This window comes from Mesorhizobium sp. M1312 (assembly GCF_040318115.1).
GTDB lineage: Bacteria > Pseudomonadota > Alphaproteobacteria > Rhizobiales > Rhizobiaceae > Mesorhizobium.
This window is the reverse complement of record NZ_JAMYLQ010000007.1, coordinates 78,741-99,499: the sequence shown is the minus strand read 5'-3', so window position 1 is coordinate 99,499 and position 20,759 is coordinate 78,741. Positions and strand designations below refer to the sequence as shown.

The 20,759-nt window shown below is 61.0% G+C and carries 18 protein-coding genes; 9 read left to right on the top strand and 9 right to left on the bottom strand.

Annotated elements, in window-relative coordinates:
• Position 1 precedes the first annotated feature (1 nt).
• Positions 2 to 1,078, top strand: a complete 1,077-nt coding sequence (locus NKH36_RS11165) for an ABC transporter ATP-binding protein (protein ID WP_352958929.1) — start codon at positions 2 to 4, stop codon at positions 1,076 to 1,078.
• A 6-nt stretch (positions 1,079 to 1,084) separates the two neighbouring features.
• On the opposite strand, the gene NKH36_RS11160 is transcribed toward NKH36_RS11165, so the two are convergent.
• The 3 genes from NKH36_RS11160 to NKH36_RS11150 all read right to left on the bottom strand — a co-directional run bounded on the left by NKH36_RS11160 (position 1,085) and on the right by NKH36_RS11150 (position 4,149).
• Positions 1,085 to 2,593 carry a tripartite tricarboxylate transporter permease gene (locus tag NKH36_RS11160; RefSeq protein ID WP_352961827.1) on the bottom strand — a complete coding sequence of 503 codons (1,509 nt, stop codon included), beginning with the start codon at positions 2,591 to 2,593 and terminating at the stop codon, positions 1,085 to 1,087.
• A gap of 10 nt (positions 2,594 to 2,603) precedes the next feature.
• Positions 2,604 to 3,077, bottom strand: a complete 474-nt coding sequence (locus NKH36_RS11155; protein WP_352958932.1) for a tripartite tricarboxylate transporter TctB family protein — start codon at positions 3,075 to 3,077, stop codon at positions 2,604 to 2,606.
• Between the two features lie 94 nt (positions 3,078 to 3,171).
• Positions 3,172 to 4,149: a tripartite tricarboxylate transporter substrate-binding protein gene (locus NKH36_RS11150; RefSeq protein WP_352958934.1), complete on the bottom strand. Its 978-nt coding sequence runs from the start codon at positions 4,147 to 4,149 to the stop codon at positions 3,172 to 3,174.
• Between the two features lie 363 nt (positions 4,150 to 4,512).
• On the opposite strand from NKH36_RS11150, the gene NKH36_RS11145 reads away from it, so the two are divergent.
• Positions 4,513 to 4,914 carry a hypothetical protein gene (locus tag NKH36_RS11145; protein WP_352953422.1) on the top strand — a complete coding sequence of 134 codons (402 nt, stop codon included), beginning with the start codon at positions 4,513 to 4,515 and terminating at the stop codon, positions 4,912 to 4,914.
• A 129-nt stretch (positions 4,915 to 5,043) separates the two neighbouring features.
• Here the strand turns inward: NKH36_RS11145 and uxuA are convergent, their stop codons facing one another.
• From uxuA to NKH36_RS11130, 3 genes are all read right to left on the bottom strand, one after another.
• Positions 5,044 to 6,252: a mannonate dehydratase gene (gene uxuA / locus NKH36_RS11140; protein WP_352958936.1), complete on the bottom strand. Its 1,209-nt coding sequence runs from the start codon at positions 6,250 to 6,252 to the stop codon at positions 5,044 to 5,046.
• Between the two features lie 306 nt (positions 6,253 to 6,558).
• Positions 6,559 to 7,665, bottom strand: a complete 1,107-nt coding sequence (locus NKH36_RS11135) for a glycosyltransferase (protein ID WP_352958937.1) — start codon at positions 7,663 to 7,665, stop codon at positions 6,559 to 6,561.
• A gap of 8 nt (positions 7,666 to 7,673) precedes the next feature.
• On the bottom strand, positions 7,674 to 9,191 hold the full coding sequence (locus NKH36_RS11130; protein ID WP_352962079.1) for a GumC family protein: 1,518 nt from the start codon (positions 9,189 to 9,191) through the stop codon (positions 7,674 to 7,676).
• Here NKH36_RS11130 and NKH36_RS11125 point away from each other — a divergent pair.
• Together NKH36_RS11125 and NKH36_RS11120 are read left to right on the top strand one after the other, a co-directional pair.
• Entirely contained in the window at positions 9,118 to 9,414 is a 297-nt protein-coding gene (locus NKH36_RS11125) for a hypothetical protein (RefSeq protein WP_352958941.1), read from the top strand. The two genes, NKH36_RS11130 and NKH36_RS11125, sit on opposite strands and share 74 nt — an antisense overlap.
• Entirely contained in the window at positions 9,411 to 10,724 is a 1,314-nt protein-coding gene (locus tag NKH36_RS11120; protein WP_352958943.1) for a VpsF family polysaccharide biosynthesis protein, read from the top strand. Before NKH36_RS11125 ends, NKH36_RS11120 begins: the two co-directional genes overlap by 4 nt.
• A gap of 18 nt (positions 10,725 to 10,742) precedes the next feature.
• Here NKH36_RS11120 and NKH36_RS11115 read toward each other — a convergent pair whose 3' ends face one another.
• On the bottom strand, positions 10,743 to 11,783 hold the full coding sequence (locus NKH36_RS11115; protein WP_352958945.1) for a glucosamine inositolphosphorylceramide transferase family protein: 1,041 nt from the start codon (positions 11,781 to 11,783) through the stop codon (positions 10,743 to 10,745).
• 602 nt (positions 11,784 to 12,385) lie between these two features.
• Here NKH36_RS11115 and wecB point away from each other — a divergent pair.
• The 3 genes from wecB to NKH36_RS11100 are packed head-to-tail and all read left to right on the top strand — an operon-like array spanning position 12,386 to position 15,670.
• Positions 12,386 to 13,540 carry a non-hydrolyzing UDP-N-acetylglucosamine 2-epimerase gene (gene wecB, locus NKH36_RS11110; RefSeq protein WP_352958946.1) on the top strand — a complete coding sequence of 385 codons (1,155 nt, stop codon included), beginning with the start codon at positions 12,386 to 12,388 and terminating at the stop codon, positions 13,538 to 13,540.
• Positions 13,533 to 14,870 carry a UDP-N-acetyl-D-mannosamine dehydrogenase gene (gene wecC, locus NKH36_RS11105; RefSeq protein ID WP_352958947.1) on the top strand — a complete coding sequence of 446 codons (1,338 nt, stop codon included), beginning with the start codon at positions 13,533 to 13,535 and terminating at the stop codon, positions 14,868 to 14,870. The genes wecB and wecC overlap by 8 nt, the downstream gene beginning before the upstream one ends.
• Positions 14,867 to 15,670: a WecB/TagA/CpsF family glycosyltransferase gene (locus tag NKH36_RS11100; RefSeq protein ID WP_352958948.1), complete on the top strand. Its 804-nt coding sequence runs from the start codon at positions 14,867 to 14,869 to the stop codon at positions 15,668 to 15,670. The genes wecC and NKH36_RS11100 overlap by 4 nt, the downstream gene beginning before the upstream one ends.
• Positions 15,671 to 15,781: 111 nt before the next feature.
• Here the strand turns inward: NKH36_RS11100 and NKH36_RS11095 are convergent, their stop codons facing one another.
• The gene (locus tag NKH36_RS11095; RefSeq protein ID WP_352958950.1) at positions 15,782 to 17,221 is read right to left on the bottom strand and encodes a lipopolysaccharide biosynthesis protein; all 1,440 of its coding nucleotides are present in this window, start codon (positions 17,219 to 17,221) and stop codon (positions 15,782 to 15,784) included.
• Between the two features lie 154 nt (positions 17,222 to 17,375).
• Here NKH36_RS11095 and NKH36_RS11090 point away from each other — a divergent pair, with 154 nt between their 5' ends.
• A complete protein-coding gene (locus NKH36_RS11090; RefSeq protein WP_352958951.1) occupies positions 17,376 to 18,494 on the top strand; it encodes a glycosyltransferase family 4 protein in 1,119 nt (372 codons plus the stop codon).
• A gap of 107 nt (positions 18,495 to 18,601) precedes the next feature.
• Here NKH36_RS11090 and asnB read toward each other — a convergent pair whose 3' ends face one another.
• Positions 18,602 to 20,491, bottom strand: coding sequence for an asparagine synthase (glutamine-hydrolyzing) (gene asnB, locus NKH36_RS11085; protein WP_502912012.1), 1,890 nt, complete (start codon positions 20,489 to 20,491; stop codon positions 18,602 to 18,604).
• On the opposite strand from asnB, the gene NKH36_RS11080 reads away from it, so the two are divergent.
• Positions 20,418 to 20,606, top strand: a complete 189-nt coding sequence (locus NKH36_RS11080; RefSeq protein ID WP_352958953.1) for a hypothetical protein — start codon at positions 20,418 to 20,420, stop codon at positions 20,604 to 20,606. The genes asnB and NKH36_RS11080 overlap by 74 nt on opposite strands.
• The last annotated feature ends 153 nt before the right edge of the window (positions 20,607 to 20,759 follow it).

Sequence of the window (20,759 nt, the reverse complement as noted above, 5' to 3'; positions counted from 1 at the left end):
TATGCGGGTCACCCTGTCCGATATTTACAAATCCTTCGGCACGGTCGAGGTGGTCAAAGGGCTCGACCTGGAGATCGAGGACGGCGAGTTCCTGGTGCTGCTTGGCCCTTCGGGCTGCGGCAAGACGACGGCGCTGCGCATGGTCGCCGGGCTTGAATCGGTGAGTTCCGGCCGCGTCCTCATCGGCGACCGCGACGTCACCCACGTGCTGCCCAAGTACCGCGACGTGGCGATGGTGTTCCAGTCCTACGCGCTCTATCCGCACATGACCGTCGCGGAGAACATCGCATATCCGCTGAAGCTGCGGGGCGTACCGCGCGCCGAACGCGACGCCTCCGTCCGCAGCGCTGCAGTCAAGGTCCACCTTGAGGAGTTCCTCGATCGCTATCCACGGCAGCTTTCCGGCGGTCAGCGGCAGCGGATCGCGCTCGCCCGCGCCATGGTGCGGCGGCCGAGCGTCTTCCTGATGGACGAGCCGCTCTCCAATCTGGACGCCAAGCTGCGCGGCCACATGCGCTCGGAGCTGAAACGCCTGCAGGCCGATCTGGGCGTGACGACGATCTACGTCACCCACGATCAGATCGAGGCCATGACCTTGGCTCACCGTGTTGCCATCATGAACCGCGGCGTCGTGCAGCAGATCGCGACGCCCCGACAGATCTACGACGATCCGGCGAACCTGTTCGTCGCCGGCTTCATCGGTTCGCCGCCGATGAATTTTCTCCAGGGCGAGCTGGTCGAGGGTACCTTCGCCTGTGCGGAAGGACGATTTGCGACCAGCGTTGCCGAAAGCCGGAAAAAGGTCACTGCCGGCCTTCGGCCCGAGGATTGCCGGGTCACGGGCCCATCGGCGGGCAAGATTGCCGCGCGGGTCTACGCTGTGGAACTGATCGGCGATCATACCTTGATCACCTGCCAATTCGGCGGGGCCACCGTAACGGTCAAGGCCGATAAATCGGCGCACTACGATATGGATGAGCCGATCGGCATCACTTTCCAGGACACCGCGGTCTTTCTGTTCGATTCGGAAACCGGAGCCCGCGTCGGCGGCCGCGCCCGTGATGAGGCGGCCGCGTGACTTTCGCTAATTCTCCTCCACAAACACCTCTTCGCGCTTCTTCTTGACCGCCGGCAGGAAGACGATGACGAGCACGGCGAGCGCGATGAAGAGCAGACCGGCGCTGATCGGCCTCGTCACGAACGTGCTCGGGTCGCCGCGCGCGAGAATCATGGCGCGGCGCAGGTTTTCCTCGAGCAGCGGCCCGAGCACGAAGCCGAGCAGCAGCGGCGCGGGTTCGCAGCGCAGCTTGGTCAGGAGGTAGCCGAGGAAGCCGAAAAAGGCGACGGCGTAGAGGTCATAGACGTTGGTGTTGACGCTGTAAACGCCGATCGAGCAGAAAGCCATGATGATCGGGAAGAGCACATAATAGGGGATCGTCAGGAGTTTTACCCAAAGCCCGATCAGCGGCAGGTTCAAGATGATCAGCATCAGATTGCCGATCCACATCGAGGCGATGATGCCCCAAAACAGCGCCGGCTGTTCGATCGCCACATTGGGACCGGGCACGATGCCCTGGATGATCATCGCGCCGATCATCAGCGCCATGACCGGATTGGCCGGAATGCCGAGCGTCAGCATCGGGATGAAGGAGGTCTGCGCGCCGGCATTGTTGGCCGATTCCGGTCCGGCGACGCCTTCGATGGCGCCCTTGCCGAATTCCTCCGGGTTTTTCGATATACGTTTTTCGACCGTGTAGGAGGCAAAGGCTGCAAGGATCGCGCCGCCTCCCGGCAGGATGCCGAGCGCCGAACCGATGATCGTCCCGCGCACGATGGGCGCCGCCATTCGACGAAAGTCCTCGCGGGTCGGCATCAGGCCGGAGACACTTCGGATCATCACGGAGCGCTCGTGCTCGTTTTCGAGGTTGCGCAGGATTTCGGCAACGCCGAAGACGCCGACCGCCACCGCGACGAAATTCAGCCCGTCGGCATATTCGCGGATGCCAAGCGTGAAGCGCGGCGTGCCGGTGTAGATGTCGGTGCCGACAATGCCGAGCAGCAGGCCGAGCACCACCATCGCCAGCGCCTTGACAATCGAGCCGTGGGCGAGCGCGACGGATGAGACAAGGCCGACGATCATCAGCGAAAAATATTCGGCTGCGCCGAATTCCAGCGCGATCGCCGTCAGCGGCGGGGCAAAGATGGCGACGAGGAAGGTCGACACCGTGCCGGCGAAGAACGAGCCAATCGCCGCGATGGCGAGTGCCGCCCCGGCGCGGCCGTTCTTGGCCATCTGGTAGCCGTCGATCGCGGTGACGGCGGACGAGGATTCTCCGGGCATATTGATGAGAATGGCGGTGGTCGAGCCGCCATACTGCGCGCCGTAATAGATGCCGGCCAGCATGATGAGGGAAGAGACCGGGTCGCCGATCTGGAAGGTGATCGGCAAGAGCATGGCGATGGTTGCAGTGGCGCCGATGCCGGGCAGGACGCCGATCAGCGTGCCGAGAAGGACGCCGATCAGGCAGAAGCCGAGATTTGCCAGCGACGTGGCCGTCGAAAAGCCGAGCGCGAGATTGTTGAGGAGTTCCATGTTCAGCCCCTCACAACACCAGCCAAGAGGGCAGCCACGGGCCGAAGCGCCGGAACGGCAGGCCGAGCGCATAGCTGAAGACGAGGAACGCAAACAGCGTCAGGCCGGCGGAGAGCACGAGCGCGGTCAGCGGCCTCATGCGGCCGCTGGCAAAGGATGCGATCAGCGCCGTCAGGAAGATCGAGGGGATGAAGCCGAGGCCGCGCACGGTCAGGCCGAAGAAGATCGGGGCAGGTAGGATGAACAGCATGCCGCGCCAGGCTATATGCCCGATCGGTTCGCTCTCGAAGCGCACCGCTTCGATGAGGATGACGGCGCCAAGCAGGATCAGCACGATCGCCAGGACCAGCGGGAAATAGCCCGGTCCCATGCGGAAGGCGGTGCCGATTTCGAGGCCGAGCGACTGCAACGCGAAAAATCCGCCGAGAAAGATGAACAGCGCGGCGCATATGCCGTTGGTCGTGTCGATTGTGAAAGGTTTCATGTCGTCCTCCCAGGCCCGCGCCGCGGGCGCCCGGTGCAGTGCGAAAACGCGGCCGAAGCGAACGGGGCGCCGGTGGGCGCCCCGTTTCGAAACCTCAGTCGGCGTACTGGCCGGCGGCTTCGATGATCGGCTTCCAGCGCGCGATCTCGCCCTCCAGCTTGGCCTTCAGCGCGGCCGGCGTCGCGTCGGCGTCGGACGACGGCTTGGTGCCGAGCTCGGCGAAGCGGGCGGCGACGTTCGGGTCCTTCAGCGCGACCTGAAGCGACTTCGACAGGCGCTCGGTGACCTCGGCTGGCGTGCCCTTAGGCGCATAGAGGCCGTGCCAGATGCCGACCTGCACCTCCGGGAGACCGGCTTCCGTCGTCGTCGGGACGTCCGCCAGAACATCGAGGCGTTCCGGCGAGGTGACGGCGTAGGCCTTGATCGTGCCGCCCTGGATCTGCTTGGTGGTATTGGTCGTCTGGTCGCACATGATGTCGACCTGGCCACCGAGAAGATCGGTCATGGCCGGGCCGGTGCCCTTGTATGGCACGGTGACCAGCGGCGTGCCGATGGCGCTCATGAACAGCATGCCGCACAGATGCGAGGCCGCGCCTATACCGGCATTGGCGACGGTGACCGTGTCCTTGTTGGCCTTGGCGTAGTCGACCAGCCCCTTCAGATCTGTCGGCTCGAGGTCCTTGCGGCCGACGATGGTCATCGGCACCTCGGTGACGAGGCCGACATATTCGAAGCTGTTCAGCGTGTCGTATGCGAGCTTTCGATATAGCGTGGCGCTTGTCGCCATGCCGATGTGATGGAGGAGCAGCGTATAGCCGTCTGGCTCGGCGTTCGCGACGCGGCCGGCGCCCAGTGTGCCGCCGGCGCCGCCGACATTCTCGACGATGATCTGCTGGCCGAGATCCTTCGACATGGCTTCCGCGACGAGGCGCGTGACCGTGTCGGTCGGACCGCCGGCCGAAAACGGCACCACGACGGTGATGGTGCGTTCGGGATAGGTTTGCGCGCCCGCGGCGAACGAATACAGCGTGACGGCTGCGGCGGCGGCCAGAACGGCGGCGAACTTTCTCATCGTGATTTCCTCCCAGGATATGAATTCCCAACCGCCTCCTGGAGTTCTTTTCAACACCGGCTGCGGGTGGACCAATAACGAGCGTAACCCAGCGGATTGCAATCGGACTCAAGCCGCAAGCCGCCATTATACACAAGTCCGCGCAAATGGGTGAAAAGGTGCCATCTAGCCGGTGGCCCGCTGCGGAGCGCCCAATGGTCGAATTCGATGGAATGTTAGCGAGTACTGGTTGCGGACCGCCTGTGCCCTTCCTCTAGAGTATCAACCTGCATACGCACCATGCGTCAGGCCAGGGTCTGCGTTTATCTGCTCTGCACAAACCAGGATTTACCTGTCGTGTCGTTCCTTTCGTGGGAGGAAGTTATGCAGCGTGTTTACATCGTAGTGCTTGCGTCGACTCTTTCCTTAAGCTCAGCCGCTACCCAAGCTGAGGAGATGCCAAAGAGCGCCAAGCAGTTGACGGGTGATCAGATACCAGAATTTCTAGATGGCAAGAAGTTCAACGTGAAAATCGTTGACGCCGACGCGCCGATCACTGCAACCACCAACTGGAACTGGAACACGAAGAAAGTAAAAGGTACATTCGAATATAAGGGTCAAAAGGGGAAGTTCGAAAACGACTGGGTGGTAAGAGGTGACACTAGCTGCGCAGAAAAAACACCTAAGGGTAAATGGGTTTGCCAGAAGGTTTTTGTCGATGGCACTACGATGTACGAAGTGAACGCCAAGGGGAAGCTGCACGCTATTTCCGAACCCAGCAGCTAACGACAATCACGGAAGCCGTGGCGATGCCTGGCGAATAATTTAATTTCGGACGGCTTCCGCGCCGAACTGCTTTGGAAACCATTGCCGCTCATTGAACTGCGCCGGGAGGCGAGGCCGACCCGCAGCGAACTAAGTTCTTGCCGAGTTGCGAATGGCATGTTCGACGCCGCGGAGTTCGGCCAATCCCTTAAGCCGACCGATGGCCGGATAGCCGGGTTGGGCCCCCCGCGTCAGGTCATCGAGGATATCCTGGCCATGGTCGGGGCGCATCGGGATGACGGCGTCCTGGCGTCCTTCCTTCTTACGCCGCGCTTCCTCGTGGAGCAGCGCCGCCACCACCGCCACCATGTCGGTGTCACCGGCAAGGTGCTCGTCCTCGTGGAACGAGCAAGGAGTGCCGGCCGCTTCCTTGCGCACATTGCGCAGATGCGCGAAGTGGATTTTTGACCCCATCCGCCCGATCATGCCGGGCAGATCATTATCGGGTCTTGCGCCGAGCGATCCCGTGCACAGTGTCGCGCCGTTGGCCGGGCTGTCGACTGCGTCCAGAATGTACCTGTAGTCGGCCTCGGTCGACATGATGCGCGGCAGGCCCAGCAGTGGGAACGGCGGATCATCGGCGTGGCAGCAGAGACGCAGGCCGAGGCGTTCGGCCGTAGGCACGACCTCCGCCAGGAAATCGACGAAATGCCGGCGCAGGGTGGTTGCGTCGATGCGGTCGTAACTTGACAGTTGAGCCTCGAGACCCTCGAGAGAGGTGTCCTCGGTCGAGCCGGGCAGGCCGGAATTGACGCTTCTTGCCAGGATCTTCCGCGCACGGTCATCCATCTGCGCATATCGGCGCTCCGCCTCGGAGGCGATCTCCGGTGTGTAATCGCTGAGCGCCCCGTGGCGTTTCAGGATATGGATGTCGAATGCGGCGAAGTCGGTCAGATCGAAGCGCATGGTGGTGCCGCCATGCGGCAGGCGCCAGGCGAGATCGGTGCGGGTCCAATCGAGCACGGGCATGAAATTGTAGCAGATGACCGAAATGCCGGCCCGCGCCAGGTTTTCCAGCGATATCCTGTAGTTTTCTATATGGCTGCGCCATTCGCCGACCTGCGTCTTGATCGCTTCGGAAACCGGCAGGCTTTCGACAATCTCCCAGTTCAGATCGCTTGCGCTTCCATCCGGCAAAGACGCGACTTCGCGCTGGCGTCTTTCGATTTCGGCGGGCAGCCAGACGGCGCCGTGAGGAACGTGGTGAAGCGCCGAGACGATGCCTTGCGCCCCGGCTTGACGCGCATCCGCGATCGTCACCTTGTCGACCGGGCCGAACCAACGCCACACATGTCTCATTCGAACACCTCTTTAAAAAGGAATCGCCATGCGGCTGCACCCCGCGCTTCCCGCCGCGGTGACCGACCCGCTGCTACTCTTCATCGGCTGCTATCAGATTCCGATGTATCTGACACCCCATCCTGCTCGGGCCTGTACCGGCCAACGATCGATGCGAATGGCGATAGCGGCTGCATCAACGAACACCAGCGCGAAGTTTCTGGCTAAAGCGCGTCGCCTCTGAGAGATTCATGCGACGCGCTTTAAGTTCCTGTTTTTATGCATGTCGTTGTCCCAAAACCGCTGCGCACCTTTGGGCGACATGCATTAGAGCAGCGCTTCGTACAGATCCCCGATCTTTTCAACTTCGAAATCCGCTGCCCTGCTTTTCAGGATGGCGGCAGAAGTGGGGTGGTCCAGCATCTCAGCCATCGCCTTTGCCAGGGCCGCGGCATCGCCGACCGGCACCAAGGCGCCGAAACGACCGTCACCGAGAATCTCGCGCGGGCCATGTGGCGCATCTGTGGAGACTACCGTGACACCAGCAGCCATGGCCTCGACCAGAACATTGCCAAAGCCCTCGCTCGTCGACGTAAGGACGAACAGATCGGCTGCGGCATAACAGGCTGCGGGATCATTAACGTAGCCCGCAAAGAGCACATCCGCGCCGATCCCGCATTCCTGGGCATAGGTGCGCAGCTCAGCAGCCAGCGGACCTTCGCCGAAGATGACAAGCCGAGCGCGGCGGCCGGCGCGCAGGAGAGCGAAGGCCTGGAGCAAAGTCCGGTGATCCTTGACCGGCACCAGGCGTCCGGCGGTGGCGATGACCGGGGCATCGCCCATCGTCGCCAGCCTGGTCTGCCAGCCATAGGAATCTTCCTGTGGCGCCGCAGCCGGCGGCAGCGGGTTGTTGATGACGACAACCTTGGATTTGGGGAAGCCGCGGGCCACAATATCGCGTCCGACACCCACTGAGACGGCGATGGCTTTGGTTGCGCGCGCTGCAACTAGCGCGGAAAGCCAGACCGCTATTCTCGCGCCGAGGCTGCTGGAAGGCAGTGAGGCCGCTGCGTGGAAACTTGGAAAGAACCGCGCTCGGCTTCGCGCCAAGAGAAGCGCCAGCGCCACGACCAGATTGGCAAATTCGGGGGCGCTATAGACCGCATGCGGGTCAAGACGGCTGAAAAAACTTGCGCTTCGCACGATGCCTTTCAGCGTAGCCGATTTGCCGTAACCCTCGCCCCGGATAGGAAGGTCCAAATCGACCAGATGCACGGCAGGGGAGCGCAGCGCCGCGTTGGGTCCTTCGGCGTTCCAGGTAAAAAGTATGACATCGTGGCCACGCGATGCCAACTCATTCGCCATGAGGACGAAGACACGCTCGGCGCCGCCGCCCCTGAGGCTGGCAATGTGAAAAACAATGCGCTTCGCCATGCCTGGATTCAGGCTCGGCTGATGCCGACGCCTGATCGGTTCGGCGGCTGGCGCATGTCGCGCACGATGCCCATGGCAATGGCGAGCAGCATGCCTAGAGCGAAGCCAGCGAAAGCTCCCAGAGCTGCCGTGAGCGGGGTGCGGGGCGGCCACGACCGCCCCTTTGGCGGCACCGCGGTCGAAATCACCTGTACATTGGTGGTGTCGATCTGCTCGCGCTCGGTGATTTGGCGCGCGCGAGACAGGAAGCTTTCATAGACCGTCCTCCTCGAGGCGGCATCGCGTTCAAGCTCACGCAGGGCGACCTGGGACTCGCTGTCGGTGAAAACATTGCTCTTCAGATCGTTCATCTTGGCGTTGAGAGAAGCCAACGAGGCGTTGGCCTTATCCAGGTTGGCTTTTGCCGTGCCGACCGTGCGGGCGAACTCCGCCCTAAGTTGAGAACTGACGGTTTCGAATTCTGTCCTCAGCCGGACAATCGTCGGGTGGCGCGGACCAAAGGTCATCGACTGTGAATCGATCTGCTGGCGCAGCCCGTTTGCCTTGTCGCGCAGTGCTGCGAGTGCTGCCGAAACCGCTGGGTCAGGATTGGCTCCATTGACACTGGAAGCAACCAAGGCGTCGTAACTTGCCTGCGCAGCGATAACGCGCGATTGCGCCTCTCCAATTTCACTATTGAGCTGCGTCATCGTCTGCGAACTGACAAGCTGGCCATTGGTGGAGGACAGATTGTGGCTGCGCCTGTAGCTCTCGACCTTCTCTTCGGCGGCCTGCACGTCGCGCTTGAGTTGGCCGAGCCGGCCCTCAAGAGCAGCTGCGGCACGGCCGGCACCAGCAGCTTCGGCCTTGGCCAGTTCTTCCTGGAAGGCCTTGACTATGGCTTGCGAGATCAGGATCGCCTTGCCGGTGGTTTCTGCCGATACCGAGAGGGTTGTGACGAACGACGTTTCATCTGCAGCGACGCTGACCCGCTCCGCCAGGCTTTTCTGGGCGATTAGCTTCGGATCGGACTTGGCGCCACTTGCTGCAGCGCCAGATGTGGAGGCGCTCTGGTCCGGGTCGAAAAACTCCGGATCGTTGGCTAGACCGAGTTCGTCCACTACACGTGCAAGCACGTTGCCCGAGGTCAAGATGCGCTGCTTGCTGCGCGCGTTAAGTATTTGGCTATCGACCTGGCCCGGTTGCAAGTAGAGATCGTTTTCCACAACCTGCAAATTGGCGGGATTGATGAGGATTTCCATCGTAACGGTATAACGCTGTTTGCTCAGCAACCCGTAGGCGGCGCCGATGACGCCGCCGGCCACCGCCAGCATCAATGCCACGACGAGCCCGGCACGCAGCCAGACAAACAGGCGTCGAAAATCGAGCTCAAGAAAATCGCCGATCTTGTCAAGCGTCACCGTCGGGATAGGCTCGGATGTCTGCGGAGTAACACGGCCGGAGGTGCGTGCCATGACTGGGGCATCCTGTTGCAGCCTTGCCCTGCTGGCGCGCCGCGCATTGGCGATCCGCTCGAGTGCGCTGATATCGGAATCCGCTGCAGAGGGAGGGGTTGTGCCGGAAGCGGCGGACATGGTGCTAACTCTTGTTATTCGCTACGCGGGCCAGCACTACAGAAAGATCGTTAACATCTCATTTTCCAAGTTGGCATATTTTGCCGAGTCACACGCCGCGTCCGTTCGGCGGACCTTTGAATGGATCTCGTTGGCCAGAATGCCGTTTGAATACCACCACTTGGATGGGCCATGAGCTATCCCGCTGCCGCATCGGAACGATTGTTGTCCAGCCAGGCGCGCCGTCAGAACGCGCTGTCGCTTCTGTTTTTCCTATGCGCTGCGTTCGCGTTCCTGCTCCGCTTCACGGTGTCACCGCAGATTATGAACATGGTCGTCGACTATACTGCCGACGGGGGTTCATTCTACGAGAAACTGCATTTCGGCACCTATGCTATCTTTCTGCTGCTTCCGTTCGTTCTTTTCAGCCGGCCGTTTCTGCTGCAAGGCGACGAAATTGGAATATTCAAGGCTTTGATGCTCTATTCTGCGCTGATTTTCGCGCTGGTGCCGTATCTGTTCATCACCGGCCGCGCGGGCTCCTCGGGGTTCATCATCGATACCTATCTGGTGGCGGGCGCCGCAGGCCTGTTGATGCTGGCCTTGAACGCGCAAGTGCGGCGGGCGTTGGGCGACGTCGTGCTTGGGATGGTGATCCTCAGCGCTGTAATGGGCACGATCGAGGCGGTGACTCAACATCGATTTCTGCCTTACGGTCTCAACGAACTGCAGTTCAGGCCAATCGGCCTATCGGCGCACCCGCTGGCCCTAGGTGCGCTCTGCGCCACAGTCATCGGATTCGTACCGCTGACGCACTGGCGCATATGGGTGCGGGTGCTGGCGATCTTCGTATTGCTCGTCGGCTGTGCTGCATCAGGCGCCCGCGCCGCCCTGATGCTCGCTGCCGGAGAAACCCTCATTCTGCTGATGTTCGTGCCTTGGCCGCGCCTGACCCTCAAGCATCAGCGGCAGGCCAAGTCTGTCGTACTGCTGTTCGCGCTGGCGGCTGGCGCAGTGCTGGTGGCCATACTGTTTTCGGGCGGACTGCTGAACCGATTCGGCAACACGATCTTTGACGAAAATTTCATGGCTCGGGTGACGATCTACCAGGTGTTCGGACTTGTTAGCTGGAAAGACATCCTGTTTGGCATGAACGTCGACGACCTGCTGGCGATCGTCAACGAGAAGCTGCATCTGCCCTACATCGAGAGCGCGCCGGTGGTCATCATCATGCTCTTCGGCTTGCCCATAGCCGTGCTCTTCATCATGCTGGTATTCTGGTTCATTTTTCGGCTGCTGCGCGGGGCGCCGCTGCCGGCATGGATCGGTACGATAACGTTCTTGCTTGCTGCGCTGTCGAACAACGCGCTCTCGTCAAAATCGCCGGAGATCGCGATTATCGTGGTGCTGCTGCTTGCCTATAGAAACGCGCCGTATAGAAACCGGCCGAAGAGCGCATCGTCGGCTGTGGCTGCATCCGAGCCGAAACCGGATCGGCTCGGATAAGCACAGGCTCCAGACGCGTCAGCCGGCGCTATCCACAACCTCGACACAGCCTGCGCGGTTGAGCGTGTGAATGCCCGCGCGGGCCCATGCCGGTCCCGGGCCGATCGGGCGGGGCGGCGCAAAACGGACATCGAGTTCGTCAAGCCGATCCAGTCGCATCAACCCGAGACCGCCGCCATAGGCTCTCGACCCGTTTTGCACCGGCAGCACCAGAGCATCGCCCTGGCGGATAAAGGCGCCGCCGGGCCGAGCGGCCGAGTGATCGACGGCAATGGGATTGAGCGCATGCGCAACCCACGGCCCGCGCAGCGAGGGTGCGGAATAGACCGTCATCGTATCCGACGCGCTGCCGTAACCGAACCGCTCCGTCCCCAACAGCCAGAAGCGCCCATCCGATTCGAGCAGCGTGGCGTCATTGAAATCCTTGTCCGTCATCAGCACGGTGTCGCGTACCCAGCGATCGGGAAACTGTGCTGCGCGGTAGAGCACAAGCTCGCGCGCCGCCCCACTTTCAGGAATCATGAAAATTTCGCCGGCCTGCGCGAACACCTGCGGATACGACAGGTGGTGCGCTTCCTCCAGGACCACCCTCGGCACACCGAAGGTGCCATCGTCGCCCAACTCGGCGACAGAAATCACGCCGCGACCCGTAGCGTACGGAAATTCCTCGACAAACAGATAGTGGCGGCCATCGCGCTCAAGGACGAATGGATCGGCATAGAATCGCTGGCCATCGTCCGGGAGGACGGTGAATGGCGTACCGTCGAGTTGCCCGCTTTCGGCGACACCTGGCCCGTCGATCAGCCGATAGGCGACCTGCCAATAGAAGGGGCGCCGTCCAAGTCTGAGTTTTTGCACGGCGCGATCGACCAACCCCCTGCAGAAAAAGGGCAGATAGTGCCGGACAATACCGCCGTTCCTCAGGATCGGCGCCGGGTTATCGGCAATCGGCACAAGTTCGCCCGCGGAAAAACGGGCGACACTTTGCGCAACCAGCGAGATGGCCCCAGCGAGCAGGTCGTTGCAGCTGCGAGACAGCCAGAGCCGGTCGCTGATCATCGGTCGTCCCCGGGCGACTGTGGTCCCATCGAGGCGAACGGCAAGTTCGGGCAATCGCCCGCTCGCCAGCATCTCGGCCACACCGGCGGGGAAGGTGCTATGGCCGCAAAATTCGAGCGTCAGAACCGGCGTGCCTCGTCGTGCGGCAGTGCCGGTGAGATCGATTACGAGGTCGGCTGGGCCGGAACCGCCAGACGGCAACGACTCGGAGCGGCTTGCCAATGAGGGACCGAAGCGTCGGCTCTCGATCGCCAGCACGGTATCCAGTCCGCGTGCGATCGGCGCAGGCGCAGGCGCGCGGCAACTCGAAACCACGTGACCAGCTGCGTTCAACCGCACCAGAAGCTCATTTTCCCAGCGCCGAGATCCGACGGTGTGGCCGATAATTAAAATATTAGTCAATCGAATATGTTCTTTTTCAAGACTACTGTGCCAGGATACCTATCGGTTTAGGCTTTCATAAGAGTTACCGGGGAGAACGCGGGCTTGGCTGTTAATCATATATTAGGATTTAAGGTCACGGGGGCGGCTTCTGCCGCTATTATAGCTCTTGTGGCCAATAATCAGCAGGTCGCGACGCCTTCTGGCGACCAGGATCAGCAATGAACGTCCTTTCACATCCGAAACTGCCGTCCAGGCAAAAACTGCTGATCGTGTTCGGCACGAGGCCGGAGGCGCTCAAATGCTTTCCGGTGGTGCGCGCCGCGCTTGCCCATCCGGGTTTTATTACCGAGACATGCATCACCGGCCAGCATCGCGAGATGGTCGACCAGGTCATCGAACTGACCGGCCTGCCGGTGCATCACGATCTCAACATCATGCAGCCCGGCCAGACATTGTTCGACGTCACCTCGCGCGTGCTGCTGGGCATGGCCGAAGTGCTGGAGAAGGCGATGCCCGATATCGTCCTCGTGCAGGGCGATACGACCACGGCGATGACTGCGGCTCTGGCTGCCTTCTACAAGCGCATCCCGGTCGCCCATATCGAGGCAGGATTGCGCAGCCACGATATCAACTCTCCCTTTCCTGAGGAACTGAACCGCAAGATTGCCGGCGATATCGCGACCTGGCATTTTGCGCCGACTATCCAGGCGCGCGACAATCTCATCGCCGAAGGAAAGGCTGCGAACACCATCTTCGTGACCGGCAACACGGTGATCGACACGCTGTTGCATTTTTCCGGCGCGATCGACGCCGACAAGCTGATGAGCGCGAGGCTCGCAGCCCATTTCCCCTTCCTCGATCCCGCCAAGAAAATGATCCTCGTCACCGGTCATCGCCGTGAAAATTTCGACGGCGGCATCCATCGTATCTGTACGGCGCTGAAGGGGCTGGCAATGCGCGAGGACGTGCAGATCGTCTATCCGGTCCATCCCAACCCCAATGTGCGCTCGGTGGTCAACGCAGAACTGGGCGGCGTGCCGAACATCCACCTCGTGGACCCGCAGGACTATCTGCCGTTCCTGTTCCTTCAGAAGCAGAGCTACCTGGTGCTGACCGATAGCGGCGGCGTGCAGGAAGAAGCGCCTTCGCTCGGCAAGCCGGTGCTGGTGATGCGCGAGAATACCGAGCGGCCCGAGGGGATCGCGGCGGGTACCGCCCGTCTCGTCGGCACCGATATCCAAAAAATCCTGTCGAATGCCAACAGCCTGCTCGACGATCAGGCCGCGTATCGCGGCATGGCGGAAAGACACAACCCGTATGGCGATGGCCGGGCCAGTAACCGGATCGTTGAGGAATTGCTGTATCATGGCTGAGATCAAGACCGTTTCCGTTATCGGCATGGGCTATATCGGCCTGCCGACCTGTGCCATCTTCGCCAGTCGTGGGCTCGACGTCATTGGTGTCGACGTCAACGAAGCGGTGGTCGAGAAGGTCAATCGCGGCGAAATCCATATCGTCGAGCCGGACCTCGATGGTTTGATCCAGAAGGTTGTAGCCAACGGCAAGCTTAGGGCTTTCAGTACGCCGCAGCCGGCGGACGCCTTTGTCATCGCAGTGCCGACCCCGATGACCGAGGACCACAAGCCTGACGTGAGCTATGTGCTCGCGGCGGCACGAAGCATCGCCTCCGTGCTGAAGCGGGGAGACCTTGTGGTGCTGGAATCGACGTCGCCGGTCGGCACGACGCGCATCATGACGGGACTGCTTGCCGAGTTGCGGCCCGATCTCAAATTTCCTCTGGTGCATGGCGAAGAGGCCGATGTCCTGGTCGCCTATTCGCCCGAGCGCGTGTTGCCGGGAAAGGTCCTTACCGAGTTGATCAACAACGATCGCTCGATCGGCGGACTTTCGCGCAAGTCGTCGGAACGCACCGCGGCACTCTATTCAACCTTTGTTGCCGGCGACCTGTTCACGACCCAGGCCGAAAGCGCGGAACTGGTGAAGCTGACCGAGAACGCGTTCCGCGACGTCAATATCGCCTTTGCCAACGAGCTTGCGGCAGTGTGCCAGGATCTTTCGCTCAACGTTTGGGAGGTGATCGATCTCGCTAACCGGCACCCCCGCGTGAACATCCTGCAGCCGAGCCCGGGCGTTGGCGGCCACTGCATTGCCGTCGACCCGTATTTTATCATCGACGCCGCGCCCAACAGCACGCGGCTGATGGCTTCGGCACGTCGGATCAATTCCGAGCGTCCCCTGTCGGTGGTCAGGGATATAGAAGCCCTCCTCGATCCTTCCCGCAAGCAGACGATCGCTTGTCTTGGCCTCAGCTTCAAAGCCAATATCGACGATATGCGCGAGAGTCCGGCTGTCGAGGTGGTGAAACTTTTGTCAGATATTCCCAACCTGAAGATCATCGCGGCCGAACCCAACACACATAGGCTGCCGCATGAACTCGAGGGCAAAGGCATCGTCTTCACCGATGCGCTTTCCGCCATCGACCAGTGCGATATCGTCGTCCTGCTGGTCGACCATCGGCAGTTCAATCTGGTTGATCCCGAAGCGCTCAAGGACAAGAAGCTCATCGACACAAGGGGTTTGTGGACCTGGCGCAAGGCACGCAAGCCCGACGCCCGCATCGAAGGCAAGAAATCAGCGCTCGAACACCTGGCACTTCCTGCAAGTGCAGAGGAGGCCGCATGAACGCGCACGACCCAGCATGGTCGCAGCATCGCCTGTTGGCGTCACGGCGCCGGGAATTCCTTGGCGCGCCGATCCATGCGTTGACCATGGCCGAGACGCTGGCCATTGCCGATGAGGCGATGACCCTGCGGCGGCCGCTGCATCATGTGGTCGTGAATGTCGCCAAGCTTGTGAACATGCGCAACAATACCGAGCTGCGGGAAGATGTTGCGACGGCGGATGTGATTAACGTCGACGGCATCGGCGTGCTTTGGGGGGCGCGTCTTTGCGGCGTCGCGCTTCCTGAGCGGGTAGCGGGTGTCGACATCATGATCAATCTGCTGAGCCTCTGCGCGAATCGTGGTTTCAAGCCCTTCCTCCTGGGCGCCGAACAATCCGTTCTCGATGCGGTTAGAATGCGACTTGCCAGGGAACATCCGGGCCTCGTCGTCGCTGCTATGCGCAATGGCTATTTCAAGCCGGAAGACGAGGCCGGCCTCGTTGAGGCGATCAACGCTTCGGGGGCCGACTGCCTGTTGGTGGCGATGCCGACGCCGCGCAAGGAGCGCTTTCTCAAGCGCTATCGTGACGAACTCACCCCGAGTTTAGTCATGGGCGTGGGCGGCAGTTTCGATGTCTATGGCGGCAAGGTTGCCCGGGCGCCAAAACTGGTTCAAGCGGCCGGTCTGGAGTGGTTGTTTCGCGTGGCACAGGAGCCGCGACGCTTGTGGCGCCGTTACTATGACACCAACACTGCCTACGCAGCGCTGCTGTGCCGGGAGTTATGGGATCGTCGGGGACGTCGAAAGGTCGATCTATAAGTAACGATTACCCCAACAAACGGGGCGGCCGCCTGGGGCTGCAGCATCGGTCCGACGCCGGGAACCGCTTTTCAGGACCACGGCACCCAGATTCAAGATACCATCGCGGGTCTATGCGAGCCGTAAACGCGCCCTCAGCTTGGCTACGAATTGCATCGCGGCGGCGGGATAAAACAGCCAGGTCAGCCCGAAGAAAACCACCGCGCCGGCGGTGCCACCCGCGACGAGCGGGAAGATGGCTGGCATATCGCCGAGTAGAGCGCTGGCAAGGCTGGCGGCCAGCCCGGTGCTGAGCGAGATGACGACCGAAACGCCGATGTCGCGCCATGGCACCGGCACCGGCGTGAGCCGCTCGCTGATGATGATGCAGGCTAAAAGGCCTGCCAGCGATCCGCCCGCTAGCGCCAACGCAGCGCCGACCTCCGCCATCGGAGGGATCAACAGCACGGACAGTGCGATTGTCGCCACCGAGCCGAAGGAATTGGCGATGATCAGCAGCCAAGGCCGCTTGTGCGCATGCACCACGGTGCCATAGACGAAGCTCGCGAGATTGGCACACAGCACGCTGAAGGCGATGATCGGAAAGAGCAGGCCGAAACGGCCGTGATATTCGGCGGGCAGCAGGAGCTGCGTGATGTCGCTGCTGAGTGCGACCAGCATCGCTGCAACCGGCAGGCAAAGGCGCATCATCAAGGCCATCAATTGCGACAGCAGCCGGCCCGATGCCGCAGGACCGTCGTCGTCGAACCGGCTGACCACCTCGGGAAAGGCGCCCATGTTGATGGAGTTGGCGACCATATCGATCGGCTGGCGGGCCAGTGCATAGGCTGCGGCGAAGATCGCCACTGCGCCGGCATCGTAATAGATCTTGAGGAACACACGCTCGGCGCTGTGCAGGCCGAAGCCTACCAGCGCCATGATGACCAGGGGCACGCCGAGGACGAAGAACTCCTTTTGGGCGAAACGGGGCGGACCGGCAACGACGCGTCGGGATGCCATTAGGCCCGCCACGATACCGGCAATCAGTACGCCGAGGCTCGAGCCGAGCGATACCGTCAGAAACGAATCTTGAAACATGACGATGGCGCCGATCGGCAGCGCGAGTTGCAGCACGGCGCGCAGGAACTCGAGCATCGAATAGACCGAATGACGCTGCTGCATCTGCAGCACTGTCAACGCAAAGCGGCCGATGGATCCGGCGATCAGATAGCTGCAGACTGCGATCGCGAACTCGATCCAGCGCTCCGGCACGATCACTGCGGAGGCGGCCACGGATATGATCAGCGCCACGGCCGTGCTGGCAAGCAACACCCGCCCGGCCAGCATCAGGCTGCCGCGGCTGACGTCGCCTTTGCCGCCAAGCCTGAGCAAAGCGATGCGCAGCCAGTTGGTGACGGCAACGTCGGTCATTTCGCCGACGGTCACCACCAGGGTCAGCAGGCCATACTCGGTCTGATCGATCAACCGCGTCACGATGACCAGCAGGAGCAGCGCGGAAATCCGTGTCAGCAGGATCGCCGGGGCATAGATGAGCGTGGAGCGCAGCAGCAAAGGGGTGTCCCCGGGGAAATTCACCTTCGATTAACCGTCGACCGGCGGAAAATCCAGCGCGATGGCGGCAAAGGGTGAACAGATTCAGTTTGAACTAACGGATTCGTCGTAAACTCTATTTGAAACCTTTGCTTTGTCGTTCCGAAATGGAGTCATGTTGCAGCGTCTGGTTCACAATCGAAAAGTCCACGTCCTTGTCGCGACGCCCTCGGGCGTTTCGGGGCAGGGAGGCATCGACCGCATCATGGGGGCGCTGAAGCAGGAGTTCGAGCGGCAGGAGATCGCCGACATCGATGTACGCTTCCTTGCCAGCCGCGGCTCGGGGCACGTCGGGCTTTCGATTTTCTATATGGTTGACTTTTGCTTGCGGATGCTCGCGGCACGTTTGGCGACGCGCGCCGATATCGTTCACATCAATATATCAGTCTCCGGCAGCACCTATCGCAAGATGGTGATCGCCGCCTGCGCACGGCTGCTGTCGATACCCTATGTCCTGCACTTGCATGGGGCGCAGTATGAGACATTCTGGAAAGACGATCGCGGTTTCATCAGCCGCCGCATCGAAGCTCTGTTCGAGCGTGCCGGTCGGGTGATCGTCTTGGGCGGGCTTTGGCGCGACTTCGTCGCCAGCCGGGCACCGGGGGCGGCCGGCAAGATTGTCATCGTTCCCAACGCCACGGCGGTTCCATCCTTGCCGCATGTCGGTGGCGGCGATCATGTCCATATCCTGTTCCTTGGCCGCATCGGCGACCGTAAGGGCGTCCCGCAATTGCTGGATGCACTGCACCGCATGGAGCCGATCAAGAGTTGGCGCGCCACGATCGCCGGCGATGGCGACGTCGAGGCCGCACGGATGAGAACGGCCGAACTGGGCCTTGCCGAGCGCATTACCTTTCCTGGCTGGGTCGGGCCTGACGAGGTCGCTTCGCTGATCGCTTCGGGGGACATTCTGGTGCTGCCCTCCTTTGCCGAAAACCTGCCCGTCTCGGTCATCGAAGGCATGGCTGCAGGTCTCGCGGTAGTGACGACGCCTGTCGGCGCCGTGGAGGACATCATCACCAACGAGCAATCCGGGTTGCTGGTGCCGCCCGGCGATGTTGCGGCGTTGACCGAGGCGCTGACACGGCTGGTCGAGAATCCGGCATTGAGAGCCGGGCTTGGTGCTGCCGCGATGGCCGTGCATCGGGAACGGCTTGAGCTCGCACCGTTCGTCGGTGCGATCTGCGACATCTGGAGGTCGGTGGCGTTAAAGGCTCAACCGGTCGAGCGCTGACGCTATCCTGTAAACGTGGACGCTGAGCTTGCGCGCCGTCGCTTGAGTGCGCAGATGAGCCTAAGACGAGCAGCTGCGGGTCGAGCGCGATATTGATCCCATTGGCGTCACTGCGGCGCTCCAAGCGCGAATTCGCGATGGAATATCTCCAAATTCAACAGCGCCCATATTAGCTTTTCGTGGTTTGCGGCACCCTTGGTGTGCTCCGAGACGATTTGATCAAGGTATTTCGCGCTCAAATAGCTGCGAACGACTGAACGAGAGGAGCAAAGATGGTCGTGCACGTAGTTCCTCATCGACCCGCGAAACCATTCGGCGACGGGCACCTTGAACCCGACCTTGCGGCGGTTGAGAATTTCCTCAGGAAGCATGTTGGCCATGCTGTTGCGCAAGATCAGCTTACCCTTCCGCCAACCCACCTTGTAGCGATCGGGCAATTTGCTGACGAACGCAACCAGATCGCGATCGAGGAACGGCATTCTTCCTTCGATTGAACCGGCCATCATCATCCGGTCGCCTCGTTCCAAGAGATTGTCAGGCAACCACGATGACTGATCGAAAAACAGCGCGCGGCGAAGATGGGATGCCTTCGCGCTCGAGGAGAACGGGAAGTCGTTGCGTTCATTGCGGCAATTGGCAGGCGCACCGATGAGACGACCGTGTTCCCGCGCTGTCATGGCTCCAAACCAGGAGATCATCCGGGTGGCAAAGTCCCTTTCACCAGCGCTTCGGGCAAATGTATCGAACTTGGCCGATGCGCCAGGCATGGCGCGTATCAGAGGGGCGAGGACGTTGTTGTGGAGCAAGGCTGGAACGAGCGACCGGTAGATTCCAGCCAGTGACTCTGCGCGATGTTTGGGATACCCGCCGAGAATCTCGTCGGCCCCTTCCCCTGTGAGCACCATCTTGACGTCCTGCGAGGCGCGCTCCGACATCAGGTAAATTGGAATGTCCGAACTTTGTGAAACAGGCGCCCCCAGATGGCGAATCAACTTGGGCAGGTGGTCAATCAGGTCGTCCGCCTCAATGACCAGTTCGCAATGATCAGTGTTGAAATGATCGGCGACGCGTCGGGCGAATGGAAGTTCACTGTAAGCCGGTTCGCTGAAACCGACCGAAAATGTACGAATGGGCTTGTCGCTGTGCTTGGTCATCAGGGCGACGATCGCTGACGAGTCGAGGCCTCCGGAGAGAAAGGCGCCAAAGAGTGCATCGCTGCGCATTCTGATCTCGACGGAATGGTCGAGCAGCTCCAGAAATCGTCGCTTGGCGGTTTCGTCGTCGATATCCTCGGTCAGATCCGTTTGATCTGGAGGCGAATAATAGCGCGTTTCCGTCACGGTCCCTTGCGACCAAACAGCATAGCTTCCGGGGTTGAGTTTGCGGATTTGTTTAAAAAGCGTGCGCGGTCCAGGCACGTAACGCCAGCGCAGATACTCGTGCACAGCGTCCAGATCGAGCTGCTGCGCATTTGGCTGCGATGAAAGCAACGCTTTGATCTCTGAGGCAAAGGACAGCAATTTTTCGCTTTGCATGAGGTAGAGGGGCTTTTTGCCGAAGGGATCCCGGCCGAGGATCAATTCGTGCCTCTGAGCATCCCAGAGCGCAAAAGCGAACATACCGCTTAATCGGTCAAACATGGATAAGTGCCACTGATCATAAGCTCTGAGCAGCACCTCAGTATCGGAGCGCGTTCGAAAATGATGACCGAGGCCGATCAGTTCCTGGCGCAACTCGATATAGTTGTATATTTCGCCGTTGAAAATAATCCTGAGACGGCCGTCGTCGATATGCATCGGCTGATTTGATTCGGCGTTTAAGTCAATAATCGCCAGCCGGCGGTGCACCAATGCCAATTGGTTCTCGCCAGTGTTCAAGTCCAAGAACTCGATGCCTTCGGCATCGGGACCACGATGCCGCAATGTGCTGGACATTCTGGCGGCCCGATCTTGTGGATTCTCGACCCTCGGCCCGATCCAGCCGGCAATTCCGCACATTATCTCTTCCCTGGGCGCGCGTATTCGCGACGCTGTTTACGATGAATGTATTAAACACTTGGTTGCCGACGAACCGGACCGCGCGGAGAAAGCCGCCAACGTGGTTCAAAGCTGAGCTTGACTGGTTCGATCAGGCTCTGCCGATCCTGCATGCAGTGCCACCGACGGTTGTTGCCGGTGACGGCTCTTGCCGTTGCGTGATTGATGGCCAGCAAAGAATGCTGGTCATTACGGCTCTTTAACGAAGGCAGACCGAGGTGGGCGGCGT